Below are 14,599 nucleotides of genomic sequence, written 5' to 3'. Positions count from 1 at the left end.
CCTGCCCTACTCGGAAATGTTCTTCTCGGACGTATCGGCCTGTCCCTTCACCCAATAGCCCGCAGATTTCATCCACGTCAGAGGGTGGTTCAGCTCATCCATCAGATGCCGGCGGATGGCCTTTGCCACGCCGGCCTCGGCCGCGATCCAGACATAGGTCCCCTCACCGAGGGTCACATCAGCAAGGGCCTCAATGAAATGGGAAGGCTCGGTCGCCTGTGCTTCAGGCCGGTGGATCCAGCGGATCGAAAGGTCCGCGGCGGTCGCGAAGGCCTGCTCGTCCTCGGGTGACGGCACGGCCACAATCGCCTCGATCTTCGTCCCCGGCGCCGCCTCCTCGATCTGACGGCCGATCGCCGGGAGTGCCGTCTCGTCGCCGATCAGCACCATCCTGTCGATCGCGCCCTTCAGAACGGCAGAGCCACGCGGCCCGCCGATCTCGACGGTATCGCCCACCTTGGCCGCAAGCGCCCAGCGCGTCGCCGGCCCCGCATCGTGGACGGCGAAGTCGATCACCAGGCTGCGCGCCGCATTGTCATAGGCGCGTGGCGTGTAGTCGCGCATGACGTTTTCGCCGTTCTCGTCCGGCACGATCACCTTGCAATGGTCATCCGCGGCCAGGCTGGTGAAATCGGCAAGATCATCGCCTGCGAGCGTGATGCGCAGCATGCACGGGGTGAGTTTTTCGACCGTTTTGACCGTGAGGGCGCGACGCTTGAGTTCGTGGCGCACGCGTTCGATGTTCGGAATTGCCTGCATATCCATGTCCATACAATATCATATTGATAATCGGCCCAGACCTAGCCGCGCGACAAGGCTATTTCAAGACTATTTTACTCATGTTTTCGCGTCGATTCCGCAGGCGCAGGCGTCTGAGTGCTCAAAACCGCTCCGGCATCGCATCGGCATCCGATCCGGCCTCCTCGCGCGAATATGCCGGGATAGTCCTCCACGAAGGCGTTTCAATAGATCCATTTTTCTGTATGGCTGGTGAAGGTTGCGCGCTAGCCATAAAGGGCGTGCGCGCTGTTTTCCTCCAGCGCGAGTTGGCCAATGATGGATGATCCCGCCGCAAGCCTCGACAGACCGGGTAACAGAAATGCGCAGATGCGCTATGTGCTTCTGGCGGCAGCGGCCGGCATTCTGACGGGTACGGTCGGCTCCTTCTTCCATCTTCTGATCGACTGGTTTCAGGTCTGGCCGCGGCTCTTGTCCGAGCATATGAGCGGGCCACTGCTGGTTGTCGCCGCGGCGCTGATCACCATGGTCATCACGGTCACGGCAGCCTATTTCGTGCGCCGATACGCGCCCGAAGCCGGCGGCAGCGGGGTGCAGGAAATCGAGGGCGCCATGCTCGGCCTCAGGACGGTGCACTGGCGGCGAGTGCTGCCGGTCAAGTTCTTCACCGGCGTCTTCGCCATCGCTTCCGGGCTTGTTCTCGGCCGGGAGGGACCGACCATCCATATCGGCGCCTCATTTTCCGCAGCCCTCACCGATACGTTCAAGGTCAGCGAAACCGAACGGCGCGGCATGCTCGGTGCGGGTGCTGCGGCCGGCCTTGCCTGTGCCTTCAACGCGCCGCTTGCCGCCATCCTGTTCATCATCGAGGAAACCCACCGGCACTTTCCCTATACCTTCCGCACCTATATGGGCATTATCGTCGCAGCGCTCCTGTCGACCGTGATGACGCAGATCATCGGCGGGCGGGCGCCCGATTTTTCCATGGTTGTCGCCGAGCCACAGATATTCCTCCTGCCGGCCTTTGTCTTGCTTGGCTGTCTTCTCGGCGTGCTCGGCGTCGTGCTGAATGCCGGGCTGATGCGCACGGCGGCGCTGGCGGCAGCCATCAACGGCCGCGTGCGCTTCGCGTTTCCGGCAATCGTCGGCCTCGCCATCGGCGCGCTCGTGATCCTGATGCCGCTTTCGGTGACCGGCGGCGAGCATACCGTGACCTTTTTGTCGGAACACCGGAAGGGCCTGATGTTTCTCCTTCTGCTGGCGGTGCTGCGCTATTTCACCATGATCACCAGCTATTCGGCAGGCACGCCCGGCGGTATCTTCGCGCCGATGCTGGCGCTTTCCATGTGCGTCGGCCTGCTCTTCGGCGGCCTGCTTGACGCGGTGCTGCCGGCAGGCACCATCGCGCCGCTGGCCTTCGGCATGGCCGCAATGGGCGGGCTGTTCTCGGCCTCGGTGCGTGCCCCGGTCGTCGGCGCGGTGCTCACGCTCGAGCTGACGGGCGCCTACACGATGGTGATGCCGCTGATCGCCACCTGCGTCACCGCCAACCTGGTCGCCCAATGGATCGGCGGGCGGCCGATCTACGACCAGCTTCTGGAGAAGACGCTGGCGAAGGCCGGCATCAACCCGCAGGCAAAGGGCCCCGACAATACCGGCCTGGCGTGATCCGTCAGCACCACTTGGCCGATCTTTGCGGCCGCCCGCGCCTTGCGCTCATTGCGCAATTCCGGGCGGTGAGCCGATATCCGCTTCACCATGGATTGCGCTAGAACTGCACCACGCCGGTGATGCCCAGCATGGATGTGGTGATCAGGAAATAGAGCAGCAGCCCGGTCAGGTCGACGATCGTGGTGAGCGCGGGGCCGGACACGATCGCCGGATCCTGACGGACGGCGATGGCCGCAAGCGGCAAGAGGGCGCCGATCAGCGTCGCGGAAATCACCTGGACCGCAAGCGCCACCGCGATCGCCAGCCCGATGCCTTCGAGCGAAAGGCCGGCCGGAACGTCGGCAGCGTTTGAGATCAGCACCACCTTGAGGAAGGCGAACAGGAACAGCATCGCCGCCATCATCAGCGATACCCGCATCTCCCGCCACAGGATGCGCGCGGAATCGCCGATGCGCACATCGCCCGCCGTGATTGCGCGGGTGACGAGGCTCGCCGACTGGGTCCCGACATTACCGCCGGTATCGGCGACCATCGGCATGTAGAGCGCCAGGATGACCAGCGCATCGAGCGCGTCCTCGTAGATATGAACGACATAGCCGGCGGCGAGGCCGGCGATTGCGAGCCCCAGAACCCAGGGAAAGCGTCGGCGGAAGTCACTCCAGATCGAATGTTCGAAATAGTCGTCTCCCGTCGTGCCGTGCAGGCCGGCGAAGCGGTCCGCATCTTCACGCAGCCCTTCCACGACATAATGGCTCGCATCGGTGCCACGAATGGCGCCCACAAGCCGCCCCTCCCCGTCGACGACCGGTAGATATTCGATGCGGTGCTCAACCATATCCAGTGCCGTCGCATCCAGTGCCGCCGTCGGCTTCACCGTCGCAATGTCGCGCACGGCGACCGTTTCGAGCGGGTCGTCGGCCCCTGCCCTCAGGCAGGCCCGAAGCCCGATCACCCCGGCAAACCGGCCGTTCTCATCGGTGAGGCAGGCGTGTCCGCTGCTGGCATTCTCGGCCCGTGCAAAGGCCGTAACAGCCTCGCCGCAGGACATGCCGGCGGAAAAGACAAGCGGATGGCGATCCGTGATCAGGTCTACGGATTCGTGTGGCACACTGGACGGCACCGGCATCACGGCTTCATTCACAACTGGGCTCCTCAGCTTTTCCGCTCCACTACATCAATCATCATAAGAAAAGATGACAACCCGCAGTAGGCCGAAAGCCACAGGCAAGTCATTTGCTGGATAACCGCGCAACAACTGCCTCGCACGTCGGTCGTCCTCGCTTGTCCGAAGTTTCAGGCGGAAAACAAAAGATCGATTGTAAGGAAAGCTTCTGGTGCCCCCTGCCGAAATGACAGGACCCATTTATATTTTGTTTTCATTGCATTATTTCAAATGAAGAGGTAGAAAGATGCACATAATGTTACCTATATTGTATCGCACCATAGTCATCCATAGGTGTACTATGCGCTCTATCCACATCTGGCCGTCGTGAAAATATTCGCTTTGGTGCCAGCCCGGTTCATCGAACAGGTGATGCCATTATCCGCCAGAAGGCGCTGAAACTGTTCGCTCGTGTATCGAGATCCCTGAAAGGAATGGTGGAGCAGAGCATCGGCTTTTCCCCATCGCCAGACCGCCATCATCAATGCGTCCATGATTAGTGGGGGCATCCAGCACGCACCGCCGCGATCTATTCCACAGACTTGGAAGTTCCGCTTCGCGAGGTCGATCGCAAGAATTTGCACCTGTGTTATCTGCCTTTCCTCCGTGGGCGCCACCATGGCGCTGGGCAGGCATCATACTCCGATGCCGGCCGGAGGGGCATCCACCCCATCAGTTCAGACCGAGCTTTTCCGATCGCCGACCGAAGCGGGCACGATCAAACGCTTTCAGAGACTGCATAAGCCGCCCAATGCGCTCATCGGCATCGGCGTTTTGTGCCTTAAGATTGGCAACCTCGGCTTTCGGGCGTCGGCGCGCGCCGCCTTCTGTGCCATGGAAAGCGCAAATGCTTGAGTTAACATTGCCGGCCGGAGTACCGGTCTCAGCCAATGGCCGCGACGACAGAATATATAAGTCATAATTTACCTATCCGAGCTATAAACTGCTGCATTCCGCTTTCAGATTGCTTCTGCGCCGTGTTCAAACGCGATATGTGAAACAGCAGCAAGCCGCGTCTGGATTGCTGCGCGGCGCAGGGCGGATCTCGGGCAAGACCGAATACCTCGACTGGGAGGAATGATGCGATCGAGTTTGACGGCCTTTTTTATTGTGGCGGTGGCGGTTGTCACGGGCGCTTTAGCCGCTGCTCCGACGCAGAGCGCCGGAGTATCGATGGACGAACAGACCATTCTGGCTTGCGTACCGGAGGGCAATGTGGACAGTTGCTGGCAGAGCGGTGTGGCGGCGGAAAAGCGCGGGGATGCGCAGGCGGCGCTCGCAGCCTATGAAGCGTCATGCAATGCGGGCTTTCAGGTGGGCGGCTGTTATGAGGCCGGCAAGATCTATTTCCTGAACGTCGATCTTCGCAACTATGAAGCGGCGCAGGAGAGGATGGAAAGGGTGTGCGGCTCCGACGAGATCGGGATCGGCCCCTATGCCTGCAAATATCTGGGTATCGTCTATCGCAACGGCCTCACCGGAGAGCCGCGGATCGATCGGGCTTTCGCGGAGCTTTCGCGCGCATGCTTCCTGCACAATCCCGCACCCTTCATTGACGGCAACGGGTGCGAAGTCCTCGCCGACAGCATTCCCGGAGCGGATGAGATGGGCGTTGACGAAGAAATATGGCAGCCTGAGTACATTGCCTATCTCGCCTTTGCGATGGGCTGCAGCGACGACATGCCGGCGCTTTGCGACCGGGCGCGGGCAATCCATAGCCGGGCAACTGAGCAGTCGGCCCGCTGGCTTGGCCGCTGCGCGGAGGACGTCGAGGCCGTCGGATTTGCGGGACAATGCGGGGATTTGAGCCGAGCAGCCTCCACGGCCGACTATGAGCAGCGACAGGCGTTCCGCCGCCGTCTGGTGAGTATGTACTATCGCGCCACCGAATTCGCGGGATAGCACGTGAGGGAAACAGCGGATTGTCTGCAACAGTCTTGCGGGCACATGGAAACGGCATCTCTCATGTTGGCCCGAAGCGTGTGCGATCGGCAGTCGGGCCACCCCGGCGAACGATTGAAGGACTGAACAGCAAATAGGCAAGGCAATCACTCATGAAAATACTCTCCCTGTTGTTCGGCATCCTGCTCCTCATCGGAACATTCGTGTGGTTCTCCTATTTTGTGCCCCTGGGTTGCGGGATGAACCCCACCGGATGCCATGAGGAATTCAGCGTCTGGAGCCAGATCGGCCTCATCCATTTCTGGGCGCCGACGGCAGTAGCGGCAGCGGCCATAGTTTATGGATTCAAACGTTCATAGACGTCATCCGGCGCGGCACCCGGACCCACCCGCTTCAAATATTTCAAAGACTTATCGTGCCGATCGGCATCGAACCCTGATGCCGATTTTCACCAGGTCTCCTTGCCTTTGTTGCCGTCAATAATCAGGACTTCCCCCGGTTTCAGCAGCGAAAACCATTCGAAGAATGCGGCGGGCGGGTCAACCAATATCCAGACCAGATGGCGATTGGTGATCGCGTCTTGGCTTTCAGGCGGTGGCTTCTCCTAAGGCGGTGGTAGTGGCGGTGGCTAGTAAACCGGCCGTCGCCACCGAAAATTTTACAACGGAGACGGTCACCGCCCCCAGGCCCGGCTAGAAGCGGATCTCGAAGTGATCCCCCATATCGGGCGTCTCGTCCGTCAACTTCGCCTTCGCGATCTGGATGGCAAACCCGATCGAACCCTTGGTGGCCCAAACCTCGGCGAAGTCCGGCGTAAACCGGATTAGCCGGATGTCGGGATCGTCGTTGCCTTCAAACCAACTCGAGGCAACCGGGTTCCAGAGTTCCTCGAGCTTTGCACGGTCTTGGACAACCGCGGACCGTCCTTAGATCGTGCCAGCCGGCCTCTCGGACCGTGCGAACCGTCTCAGATCGGAGCTTCTCGAACCTGGCGGCATCGGTGTAAATGAACAATTTTGCCTCAAGAAATTCGGGAGCCTGTCATGATTACCGATCCGATGACGCTTTATCTTCTGCACATCATCTACCTTGTCGCCCTTGCCGCCGAAGCCATGACGGCGGCACTTGCGGCGGGGCGGCGCAGCATGGATTGGGTCGGCGTGATCCTGCTTGCCTGTATCACCGGGCTTGGAGGCGGCTCAGTCCGGGATCTGCTTTTGAACCATCATCCGCTTTCATGGGTCGGTTCGCCGGAGCTTCTTCTGGTAACGGGTGGTGCAGCGATCCTGACCATTATCATCGCGCGCCATATGTACAAGCTGCAGCGTGTCTTCCTCTTTCTGGACGCGGTCGGACTTGTTGTCTTCAGTATTATCGGCAGCAACATCGCGATCGGCCTCGATCAACCTTTTCTTGTCGTGATCGCTGCCGGCATGATCACTGGCTGCGTCGGCGGCGTGTTACGGGATATTCTGTGCAACGACGTCCCGCTCCTGTTTCGCGCGGAACTCTATGCGACGGTCTCGGTCATCACGGTCGTGATCTTTGCTGGCGGTGGGCGGCTGGGGCTCGATCACAATATCGTCCTGCTGTTTGCCCTGGGGGTCGGTCTCTGCATGCGTCTGCTGGCACTCAGGTTCGGCTGGAGCATGCCGAAGTTCGTCTACAAACACGACCTCCACTGACGTCGGCACGGTGCAAGACGTTTGAGATCGAGGAGCGGCGTAACGCCACCTGCTGCCATTCCATATGGGGCTTGCCGCGATCATTGAGAAAGACGGCGCGAGCCGCGCCGTCCGCTTTTATGTCGCCAGTCAAGGTCGCTTAGGATCGGTCTGCGCGTCGACTAATACGTCAAACGCCACAAACCGATAGATTCTGAACCTAGTCGAAGACCTCGGCGAGATCGGCGTAACCCACACCTTCCTTGATATCGCGCAGCCGCGCATAAGCGACCGAAATGGCGATCGAAATCAGGGCGGTGGTGACACCATTGATCAGGCCAAGAACAACGGCAACGACGATCGCCGGAACGGGGAGCCAGGCGGCGACGAATGCGACCAGGAATGTGATGACGCTGATGATGATGTAGGTGACGACGATAAACCCGACGACCGGCCAGCGATATTCCTTGGTCAGGTGGCTGCTGCGCGCCAGGGCGCCGAAGCCCACGCCTTCAATCATGATGGCGGGTACGCATACGGCCCAGACACCGGCCAGCCAAAGCCCCGGCACCAGGAACAGGATTGATGCAAGACCGATGCCGATCGATGCAATGAGCGTGACGATGATCAGCGCAGGTAGGCGACGGGCTGCCGCCTTCAGATAGGCACCGAAACGCACCGGACGACCCGACTTCGTGTCATAGGCGGCCAGCACCATCATGCCGGTCATGACCGAGTACAGCAGGATCGGCAGAACACCTGAAACAAGGATGATCATGCCGAAAGGTTGCGTGGACGGACCCGTCGCGGAAAAATTCGGATCCAGCGGGTTCTCCACGCCCATCCCCATGGCGAGGGAAGCGAGCTGGACGAGAATGCCGGGTACGGCAGAAAGTAGCACAAAGGTGAAGAACCGCTGGCGCAATACGGAGAACGTTTCTCCGAGCCGCTCGTTAACACCAAAGGACGGCTTGGTGGTCGTCGCGTCTGTGGATGTCATTTTATGGTCTGCTCCTTCAGAATCGCCTGACATAGGAAATTTCGCGCTTACTAACCCATGAGACCGAAAAGTCTATAGTTTCAAAGCAAAAGCACGGCTAGCCCGCATCGACGCCAGAGGCCCCGTAATGCTTATCGGCACGCGCGTCACCAAACAGCTTCTTCTGTTCGAGATATCCCCTTTGGGCGATATAGAAAGCTTGCAGGAACTCTTCTTCCTCATGAGGTCGAATGGCCTCTTCGTAGCCAATCTTCTTGCAGATACGCATGGTGACGTCGGAAAATCGCGGGCGGTTCATTTCGTTTCTTTCGCCGCGCAGCAAACTCTCCAGAACCTGCAATTCGTAAGCGCCATAGAGGTCCATCTGTGCCGGTGTGAAAACAAAACGTTCCCTTGCTTGCGTCGCGGCTGTGCTGGCAAGATCGGGCAGAAGTGCCGCGGAGGGGGCTGCAATGACTGTCGTGCCGGCGATCAGATCGCCGATGCGCTGGCTATGGGTGGTAAAGGCGGGAAAGATTATCACGACAATCAGCCATATCAGTGCCAAAAGCGGGACGAGCAGATTATCGGGCGAGGCCGTGAGCAGGAGAAGGATCGGCGTGAAGATTTCGATTTCCTTGAGCAGGTTCCTCACGATGATCTGATGGACAGAAAGCCCGCTACCCTCGACGGCGACCGCGCGAATGCCAAGCAGCTTCTTTCCTGGCGTGCGCCCGTTGGCTAGCAGTTCGGCGATGATATAGTAGGGCGTTCCGATGAACAGGAAGATCAGCGATGCGATCGCCTGGGCCGTCTGAAAATCCACCGATCCTGTCAGTCCCACTGCCATCAGCACCAGCAGGCTGGCCACCACCGTGATGATGATGTCGATGATCTGAGCGCCTGCCCGCGCGTAAAAGCTGGCAATATTGAGATCAAACGGCACGCCCTCGGGCGGGGTAATGGATAGAATCCTGCCAGCCGCTTTTCGGTGTGTTCGCGCCCGGCGCTTTCCCCTGGCAACGCCAGACTTTTCGACAGCGACCTCGTTCTTCATGATGCCGACTCCGGGAACGCGTTATCTGTGCTGGCATCAACTGCGGGACGGTTCCTGATCGCACCTTCTTGCCGCCCAGCACCGAGCAGCCAGGTAAACCAGAGGGCACCGATGCCCCAACCGATCACGATCCGCCACATCGGCGCAGTTATGAGCTGTCTGGCAAAGCCCTCCAGAAGCCCGGCTGCCAGAAGCATCAAGGCTGCCAGCACAGCAAGCTTGACCGCATCATGCGCGGCGTCTGAAAGAGCGGCCTTGCGCGTTTTCTCAGCGGGAAACAGAACAGCGCGCCCCAGCCGGAACCCGCCCGCGGTCGCAACGGCGATTGCGGAAAGCTCTGTGACGCCGTGGATCGAGAGCCAGGCAAACAGGTCCAGTCCCAGATCCTTTTCGACATAGATGGCCGCAAGCGCGCCGATGATGCTGCCATTGTAGAGCATCAGCAGTGCACTGGGGATGCAGGCGATGATGCCGAGAACGAAGGAGAAGATTGCGACCCGCGTGTTATGCGAAAACAGATAGGTCGCAAACGCACCGAGCTGGTCGAGCGCGCCGGGCTCGCTATCGTAAATGACCCTGCGCAACGCATCGGCACTGGCCTGCGGCCCGCGCCCTGCGGCCAGCCCTTCCGGAACAAAGGCATAAAACCAGGTCGGGTCTGTCCGTATCAGCGCAAAAGCGGCAACACCGCCCAGCACCATCAGAGCGAAGGCGATCACGAGCTCAAGGCCGGAGCGCCGAAAAGCCAAAGGCGCGCCTGCAAGAAAGAAACGGGAGACTCCCCCTCGAACGCTGGCGCGCGGCGCATAGACGAGCAGATAGGCCCGTGCGCTCAAACTCTCCAGATAGGTCACAATCGCGCTGTCGAGAGAAATTTCGCGCGCCACCGAAAGCGCATTCACGGCTTGTCTGTAAAGGGTCACGAGATCGCGGGCATCTTCGAAGGCGAGACTTTTCATGCCGCGCCTTTCGGCCTGGTCGAGAATGCCCTGCAATCGCAGCCAGTCGCCTTCGCGCTCCATGCGAAAACGACTTGAACGAATTGTTTCGCCGGTTGTCTTCATATCAGCTCCCGGGACCTGATGGAGAGATAAGTCGAGATCAGCTCCGGCCGCAACCCGCCGGGCGCAGTCTCGATAACGAACACGCCAAGTCGGGAAAGCTTGTCCAGCACGCGCTTTCGCTCCCGCTCAAGGTCTGCAGCAGCCACAATCTCGGAGACCATGTTGAGACTGTTCACCGGTTTGCGGCGATAGGCTTCGAGAAGCGGGTCCCGCAGGCTGACGAAAACGACCACATGATGCCTGTTCAGCACCTGCATGTTTTCAATCAGAAGTTCAGCCGTCGTCGTATCGACGAAATCGGAGAACACGATCACCAGACTGCGCCGTGAAAGGCGCTGATGCAGGTGGCTGAGCGCCAAAGTATGGTTGGTCTCCACAAGCCGGTATTCCAGAGACGCCGTGTGCGAGCGCATCTGCGCAAAGGCGCGACGACCCTCCATCGGCGGCACGAACAGACGCGGGCGGGCATCGAACGAGAACAGACCAACCCTGTCTCCGCTCTGGATGCCGGCCCAGGCTAGAGCCAGCGATGCGTTGATCATGTGGTCGATCTTGGCGAGCCCGTTGATCGGTTCGCGCATCAGATGGCCGTTGTCGAGCGCGAGCACGATCGAGTGGTTGCGTTCGGCCTGCATCTGGCGTGCCACCAGTGCGCCATGGCGCGCGCTGCGCTTGTAGTCGATCATCCGGGTATCCATTCCGGCAACGAATTCACGCAGCTGATGGAACTCCGAGCCCTCGCCATGGATACTGGCGGCTTTCGCCCCAAACTCCGTCGCCGCCAGTTGCGTGTCGACTTCGCCCGCTGTGATCGAGCGGACATTCGGCACGACGGCAATCTCGACATCGAGCGGATGATTGCCGATGAGATCGAGGAGGCCGAGACGGCTCTTGCGCAGCGTCGAGACGGACAGGAGCCTCCACTTGCCTCTCCTCAGCCCGCGCGCGGGCAGAGCGACAGAGGCGATTTCCCGGCTTTCGGGCAGAAGCATGAAGCCCACAGGACCCGCCACCCCATCCGGCCAGCGCAAACGGCCCGCGGCCTGTGGAACCGGCCGCACGCCATCCCTGCTTTTCAGCCGAAGCGCGACGATCCCTTCCTCGCCCGAAAAGATTTCAGCAGGCGCGTTGACCTCCACCGTGAAGTGACGGGCGCCGGGGCTGAAGACCCAGTCCACGATGCCGGCGGCGCCAAGCAGCAGCCATGTGACGATGGCAATTTCAACCGGAGCCGACGGCATCGCCAGGACTGCAACGGTCAGTGTCGCCACAGCACATGCCAGAACCAGGAGCAGGACAGACGGACGCATCAGCGGGGCGCTTCGGTTCTGTCGAGGATGGACGCCAAAACCGCCTGCGGGGTGCGGCCTTCAATTTCGGCAGCCGGCCCCAGAACGATGCGATGGCGCATGACCGGAATGAACAGGCTCTTGACGTCATCGGGAAGCGCATAATCGCGTCCGTCGAGTGCTGCGCGGGCGCGGACCGCGCCGCACAGGGCATCGGCGGCGCGGGTTGACACACCGTAGGCAATATCTCCATCCTCACGCGTTGCCCGCGCAAGGGCGAGAACGTAACGCAGGATCGTCTCATCCAGTCGGATTTCGTCGATCACCGCCTGTCCGGCGCGGATATCGTCAAGCCCGGCCACGGGCGCAATCGCCGCCTGCCTTGCGTGCGCGTCGAGTCCCTGATTGGCGTGGCGCTTGAGGATTTCGAACTCCGCTGCCTCATCCGGATGATCAATAACGAGCTTGAATAGGAATCGGTCGAGTTGGGCCTCCGGCAAGGGATAGGTGCCCTGCTGTTCGATCGGGTTCTGCGTGCCGATCACGAAGAAAATGTCGCCAACCGAATGATCAACACCGTCAATCGTCGCCTGACGTTCGCTCATGACCTGCAGAAGCGCAGCCTGCGTCTTCGGCGGCGCGCGGTTGATCTCATCCGTCAGCAGGATATCCGTGAAGATAGGCCCCTTGACCAGCTCGAAACGCCGGGTATCGAAGTCGAATATGTTCGAGCCCGTCACATCCCCCGGCATCAGGTCCGGGGTGAACTGGATCCGTTTGAAATCAAGGCTCAGCGCTGCGGCAAGGCTGCGCGCCAGCAGGGTCTTGGCGGTTCCGGGCGGTCCTTCAAGCAAGCAGTGACCACGCGCAAACAGCGAAATCAGCAGGAGTTCGACAATCTCCTCCTGTCCCTGTACCGCTTTCTCAATCTCACCGGTCAGCCGGTCACGAAGGTCGCGAAGCATATCCAAATGCATCGAGGGTCTCCTGAAATGCTTTTTCAAAGGGGATCAGCGCTGAAAAGCGCTGCTGGGTGTCGCGGTTGAGGCTTGCCGCCCGATCATAGGCTGTTGCCAGTCGTTCGCCGGTTTCGGGAGCGCGATGCCTCACACGGCGAAGGATTTCGACGGCAATCTCGTCTGCCGTCATCGGGCGGCGCGACGCGCCAAGCACGATGCCATCCAGTGTTTCCATCCGGGCGCGGATATAGGCCGAAACGAGATCGTCCTGGCTGCCGGCCAGCCGCAAAAGCCGCGCTGAGGCCGCAATTGTACGCACCTTGGATGCCAGATCGATAGACCCCGCTTCGCCGATCGGCAAGCCGAAACGGAAACTTCCGCGCCAAAGAGCAAGCCCTGCCGCTATGACAACGCCAAGCCAGAACAGCGAGAACGGATATTCAAAGAACCGGCCCAGATCAGCAAGCGTGCGCTCCCTTGGGTCAAGCCCGCTGGTATCGGCAATATTGGCGTAGGTGGTCGTGTCGATATAGGCCGGACGCCCTTCGGTGAAGCCCCTGATGATGACGGAAGCAAGTTGCGCATTGTCGCCATTGGCAAGCCCGTGATTGTTCACAAGATCGGGGTCGGACAGCAGATAAAAGCTCACCCCTTCGCCCCAGAGGTCGGTGCAACGGGCGAGAAGCGTGCCGCGCCCGTCAAGGGCCAGAACGGGCATGCAGGCGTCATCGACGATATCACTGAGCACCCGCGGCGCATACAGCGCTGCCTCGCCCTCAAACGCGTCGCCCGTCTGCGCGTCTGTGATGGCCGAATGTACGAAATCCTCGCCGGCACTGGCAACCAAAGGGCCACGCCAGATGCCGAAGATCGTCATCTGTCCCGGTGGAATGAGGACACCCTGATCGGCAGTCCCGCTGGTTATCATATCGCTGCGCCATTTGGGCAGAACAACGAGCGTGTCCGCGCTTTCGATCTTGGCCCGAAACGTCTCAAGAGACAGGTTGCGAAGCGTTGTATGCGGGGTATCTCCCTCCAGCGCTTCCGTTTCCCGGCGCCCGACTGTGAGATCAGTGTCGTACAGTGGTAGAATACGCAGGATCGGCGTTTTTTCGCCGGCGGTTTCTTCCGGCGCGCTCTTCAACACCGGGACACCCTGTTCCTCAAGCCATACCCCGAGTCCGTCTGTGCCGATGGCACTGCGTTCAATACGGTTCGACGATGAGAAGTACAGCAGGGCAAGCCCGGCAATCACAATCACGGACAGCGTGATGACAGGGAGGGAGTTTCCGTTGGCGCCTGCGGGCGATCGCTCGCTCATGACCTGGCCCTCCTGAGGAAAGGCGCAGCAAGGTCGAGGCAATGCTGATACTGCTCGGGATCAATAGAGTGGCCGCCGAAGACGACGCGCTCCACTTCCATGGCCAGCGTTTCAAGCTGCTCCCGCTGCGTAAAACTGCCGGGCAGGCGTTGCATGATTTCCCTTGTGGTCAGGCTGCGCTTGACCGGAATGCTGTTTTCCTGCGCTGCGAGGGCGAGAAAACGCTGAAGCACGGCTCTCAGGCCTTCACGGTGATCCGGTTCGCTTCGCAGCCGCTCGATAAGGTCATGGTCGATCGCGGTTGGGGCTGCCTCCTCAGGCTCTGCCGTCGCAGACAGAACTCTTCCCCCATTTGAACCAGCAAGCTCGGCGAACATGTTGCGGGAGCGGTAGGCAAGAACCGCCAAAGCCAGCACCATAAACGCCAGGAGCGCCCATCCTGTTGTCTTGCCGATGCTGAAATTGTCGCCTGACCGGCTGTCGGGAAGCTCGGGCGCCTCCTTTTCACCGGAACTGTAGGTTATGTCGGTTTGCAGCCCCATTCCCTGGACGGCAGCGAGATAGGCCTCGCCCGATGGTGATCGCGGAGGCGCCTGCGAAGGCTCGGCTGCATTGGTACAACCGCTGCCAAAGCTTGCCATCACCAGCAACAAGGTCGCATAAATTGCTGACAATATACGGCTTTCTGCCTTCATCGAATCCGCCTTCTAGAATGCTGCTTGGGCCATAGCATGTGTTCCAGGTGGCTTCAAACGCGCGAAAAATGTCGAAACCTGCTGTCAGTCTTCAGATG

General features: G+C 60.3%; 13 protein-coding genes and 4 pseudogenes. 4 read left to right on the top strand and 13 right to left on the bottom strand.

Features of this window, described 5'->3' with window-relative positions:
• Positions 1-6: 6 nt before the first annotated feature.
• Positions 7-759: a siderophore-interacting protein gene (locus tag TM49_RS07880; protein WP_244464818.1), complete on the bottom strand. Its 753-nt coding sequence runs from the start codon at positions 757-759 to the stop codon at positions 7-9.
• A 294-nt stretch (positions 760-1,053) separates the two neighbouring features.
• On the opposite strand from TM49_RS07880, the gene clcA reads away from it, so the two are divergent.
• On the top strand, positions 1,054-2,406 hold the full coding sequence (gene clcA, locus TM49_RS07875; RefSeq protein WP_342021361.1) for a H(+)/Cl(-) exchange transporter ClcA: 1,353 nt from the start codon (positions 1,054-1,056) through the stop codon (positions 2,404-2,406).
• A 100-nt stretch (positions 2,407-2,506) separates the two neighbouring features.
• Here the strand turns inward: clcA and TM49_RS07870 are convergent, their stop codons facing one another.
• The 3 genes and pseudogenes from TM49_RS07870 to TM49_RS22995 form a co-directional block, all read right to left on the bottom strand.
• Positions 2,507-3,550 (bottom strand): magnesium transporter, encoded by a 1,044-nt coding sequence (locus tag TM49_RS07870; protein WP_244464817.1) that lies wholly within the window; start codon positions 3,548-3,550, stop codon positions 2,507-2,509.
• Positions 3,551-3,918: 368 nt separating this feature from the next.
• Positions 3,919-4,071: pseudogene (locus TM49_RS23380) on the bottom strand (IS3 family transposase); the annotation flags it as partial.
• A 181-nt stretch (positions 4,072-4,252) separates the two neighbouring features.
• Positions 4,253-4,434, bottom strand: a pseudogene (locus TM49_RS22995) (IS66 family transposase); the annotation flags it as partial.
• A 214-nt stretch (positions 4,435-4,648) separates the two neighbouring features.
• Here TM49_RS22995 and TM49_RS07855 point away from each other — a divergent pair.
• The gene (locus tag TM49_RS07855) at positions 4,649-5,473 is read left to right on the top strand and encodes a hypothetical protein (protein ID WP_144409507.1); all 825 of its coding nucleotides are present in this window, start codon (positions 4,649-4,651) and stop codon (positions 5,471-5,473) included.
• 152 nt (positions 5,474-5,625) lie between these two features.
• Positions 5,626-5,832, top strand: coding sequence for a hypothetical protein (locus TM49_RS07850; protein WP_045680345.1), 207 nt, complete (start codon positions 5,626-5,628; stop codon positions 5,830-5,832).
• 92 nt (positions 5,833-5,924) lie between these two features.
• Here TM49_RS07850 and TM49_RS23865 read toward each other — a convergent pair.
• Together TM49_RS23865 and TM49_RS22985 are read right to left on the bottom strand one after the other, a co-directional pair.
• A pseudogene (locus tag TM49_RS23865) lies at positions 5,925-6,068 on the bottom strand (SAM-dependent methyltransferase); the annotation flags it as partial.
• A 97-nt stretch (positions 6,069-6,165) separates the two neighbouring features.
• Positions 6,166-6,387, bottom strand: a pseudogene (locus TM49_RS22985) (pyridoxamine 5'-phosphate oxidase family protein); the annotation flags it as partial.
• A 129-nt stretch (positions 6,388-6,516) separates the two neighbouring features.
• On the opposite strand from TM49_RS22985, the gene TM49_RS07845 reads away from it, so the two are divergent.
• A complete protein-coding gene (locus TM49_RS07845; RefSeq protein WP_082074666.1) occupies positions 6,517-7,158 on the top strand; it encodes a trimeric intracellular cation channel family protein in 642 nt (213 codons plus the stop codon).
• A 199-nt stretch (positions 7,159-7,357) separates the two neighbouring features.
• On the opposite strand, the gene TM49_RS07840 is transcribed toward TM49_RS07845, so the two are convergent.
• The 7 genes from TM49_RS07840 to TM49_RS07810 all read right to left on the bottom strand — a co-directional run bounded on the left by TM49_RS07840 (position 7,358) and on the right by TM49_RS07810 (position 14,501).
• Complete coding sequence (locus TM49_RS07840; RefSeq protein ID WP_144409506.1) at positions 7,358-8,170, bottom strand: hypothetical protein; 813 nt, start codon at positions 8,168-8,170, stop codon at positions 7,358-7,360.
• 64 nt (positions 8,171-8,234) lie between these two features.
• The gene (locus tag TM49_RS07835; protein ID WP_082074665.1) at positions 8,235-9,173 is read right to left on the bottom strand and encodes an RDD family protein; all 939 of its coding nucleotides are present in this window, start codon (positions 9,171-9,173) and stop codon (positions 8,235-8,237) included.
• Positions 9,170-10,237: a stage II sporulation protein M gene (locus TM49_RS07830; RefSeq protein WP_045680343.1), complete on the bottom strand. Its 1,068-nt coding sequence runs from the start codon at positions 10,235-10,237 to the stop codon at positions 9,170-9,172. The genes TM49_RS07835 and TM49_RS07830 overlap by 4 nt, the downstream gene beginning before the upstream one ends.
• Positions 10,234-11,547, bottom strand: a complete 1,314-nt coding sequence (locus tag TM49_RS07825; RefSeq protein ID WP_045680341.1) for a DUF58 domain-containing protein — start codon at positions 11,545-11,547, stop codon at positions 10,234-10,236. The genes TM49_RS07830 and TM49_RS07825 overlap by 4 nt, the downstream gene beginning before the upstream one ends.
• Entirely contained in the window at positions 11,547-12,503 is a 957-nt protein-coding gene (locus TM49_RS07820; protein ID WP_045680339.1) for an AAA family ATPase, read from the bottom strand. The genes TM49_RS07825 and TM49_RS07820 overlap by 1 nt, the downstream gene beginning before the upstream one ends.
• Positions 12,472-13,806, bottom strand: a complete 1,335-nt coding sequence (locus tag TM49_RS07815) for a hypothetical protein (protein ID WP_045680338.1) — start codon at positions 13,804-13,806, stop codon at positions 12,472-12,474. Before TM49_RS07815 ends, TM49_RS07820 begins: the two co-directional genes overlap by 32 nt.
• On the bottom strand, positions 13,803-14,501 hold the full coding sequence (locus TM49_RS07810) for a DUF4129 domain-containing protein (RefSeq protein ID WP_045680336.1): 699 nt from the start codon (positions 14,499-14,501) through the stop codon (positions 13,803-13,805). Before TM49_RS07810 ends, TM49_RS07815 begins: the two co-directional genes overlap by 4 nt.
• Positions 14,502-14,599 lie beyond the last annotated feature (98 nt).

The sequence above is a fragment of the Martelella endophytica genome (assembly GCF_000960975.1).
GTDB lineage: Bacteria > Pseudomonadota > Alphaproteobacteria > Rhizobiales > Rhizobiaceae > Martelella > Martelella endophytica.
Note: the sequence above shows the minus strand (reverse complement) of the source record. Positions and strands in the feature narration are given on the sequence as shown.

Excerpts from the sequence above, each read along its gene's own strand:
- TM49_RS07840 (WP_144409506.1), bottom strand. The coding sequence starts at position 8,170 with ATGTCAGGCGATTCTGAAGGAGCAGACCATAAAATGACATCCACAGAC.
- TM49_RS07850 (WP_045680345.1), top strand. The coding sequence starts at position 5,626 with ATGAAAATACTCTCCCTGTTGTTCGGCATCCTGCTCCTCATCGGAACA.
- TM49_RS07855 (WP_144409507.1), top strand. The coding sequence starts at position 4,649 with ATGATGCGATCGAGTTTGACGGCCTTTTTTATTGTGGCGGTGGCGGTT.
- TM49_RS07880 (WP_244464818.1), bottom strand. The coding sequence starts at position 759 with ATGCAGGCAATTCCGAACATCGAACGCGTGCGCCACGAACTCAAGCGT.
- TM49_RS07825 (WP_045680341.1), bottom strand. The coding sequence starts at position 11,547 with ATGCGTCCGTCTGTCCTGCTCCTGGTTCTGGCATGTGCTGTGGCGACA.
- TM49_RS07820 (WP_045680339.1), bottom strand. The coding sequence starts at position 12,503 with ATGCATTTGGATATGCTTCGCGACCTTCGTGACCGGCTGACCGGTGAG.
- clcA (WP_342021361.1), top strand. The coding sequence starts at position 1,054 with ATGATGGATGATCCCGCCGCAAGCCTCGACAGACCGGGTAACAGAAAT.
- TM49_RS07845 (WP_082074666.1), top strand. The coding sequence starts at position 6,517 with ATGATTACCGATCCGATGACGCTTTATCTTCTGCACATCATCTACCTT.
- TM49_RS07810 (WP_045680336.1), bottom strand. The coding sequence starts at position 14,501 with ATGAAGGCAGAAAGCCGTATATTGTCAGCAATTTATGCGACCTTGTTG.
- TM49_RS07815 (WP_045680338.1), bottom strand. The coding sequence starts at position 13,806 with ATGAGCGAGCGATCGCCCGCAGGCGCCAACGGAAACTCCCTCCCTGTC.
- TM49_RS07830 (WP_045680343.1), bottom strand. The coding sequence starts at position 10,237 with ATGAAGACAACCGGCGAAACAATTCGTTCAAGTCGTTTTCGCATGGAG.
- TM49_RS07835 (WP_082074665.1), bottom strand. The coding sequence starts at position 9,173 with ATGAAGAACGAGGTCGCTGTCGAAAAGTCTGGCGTTGCCAGGGGAAAG.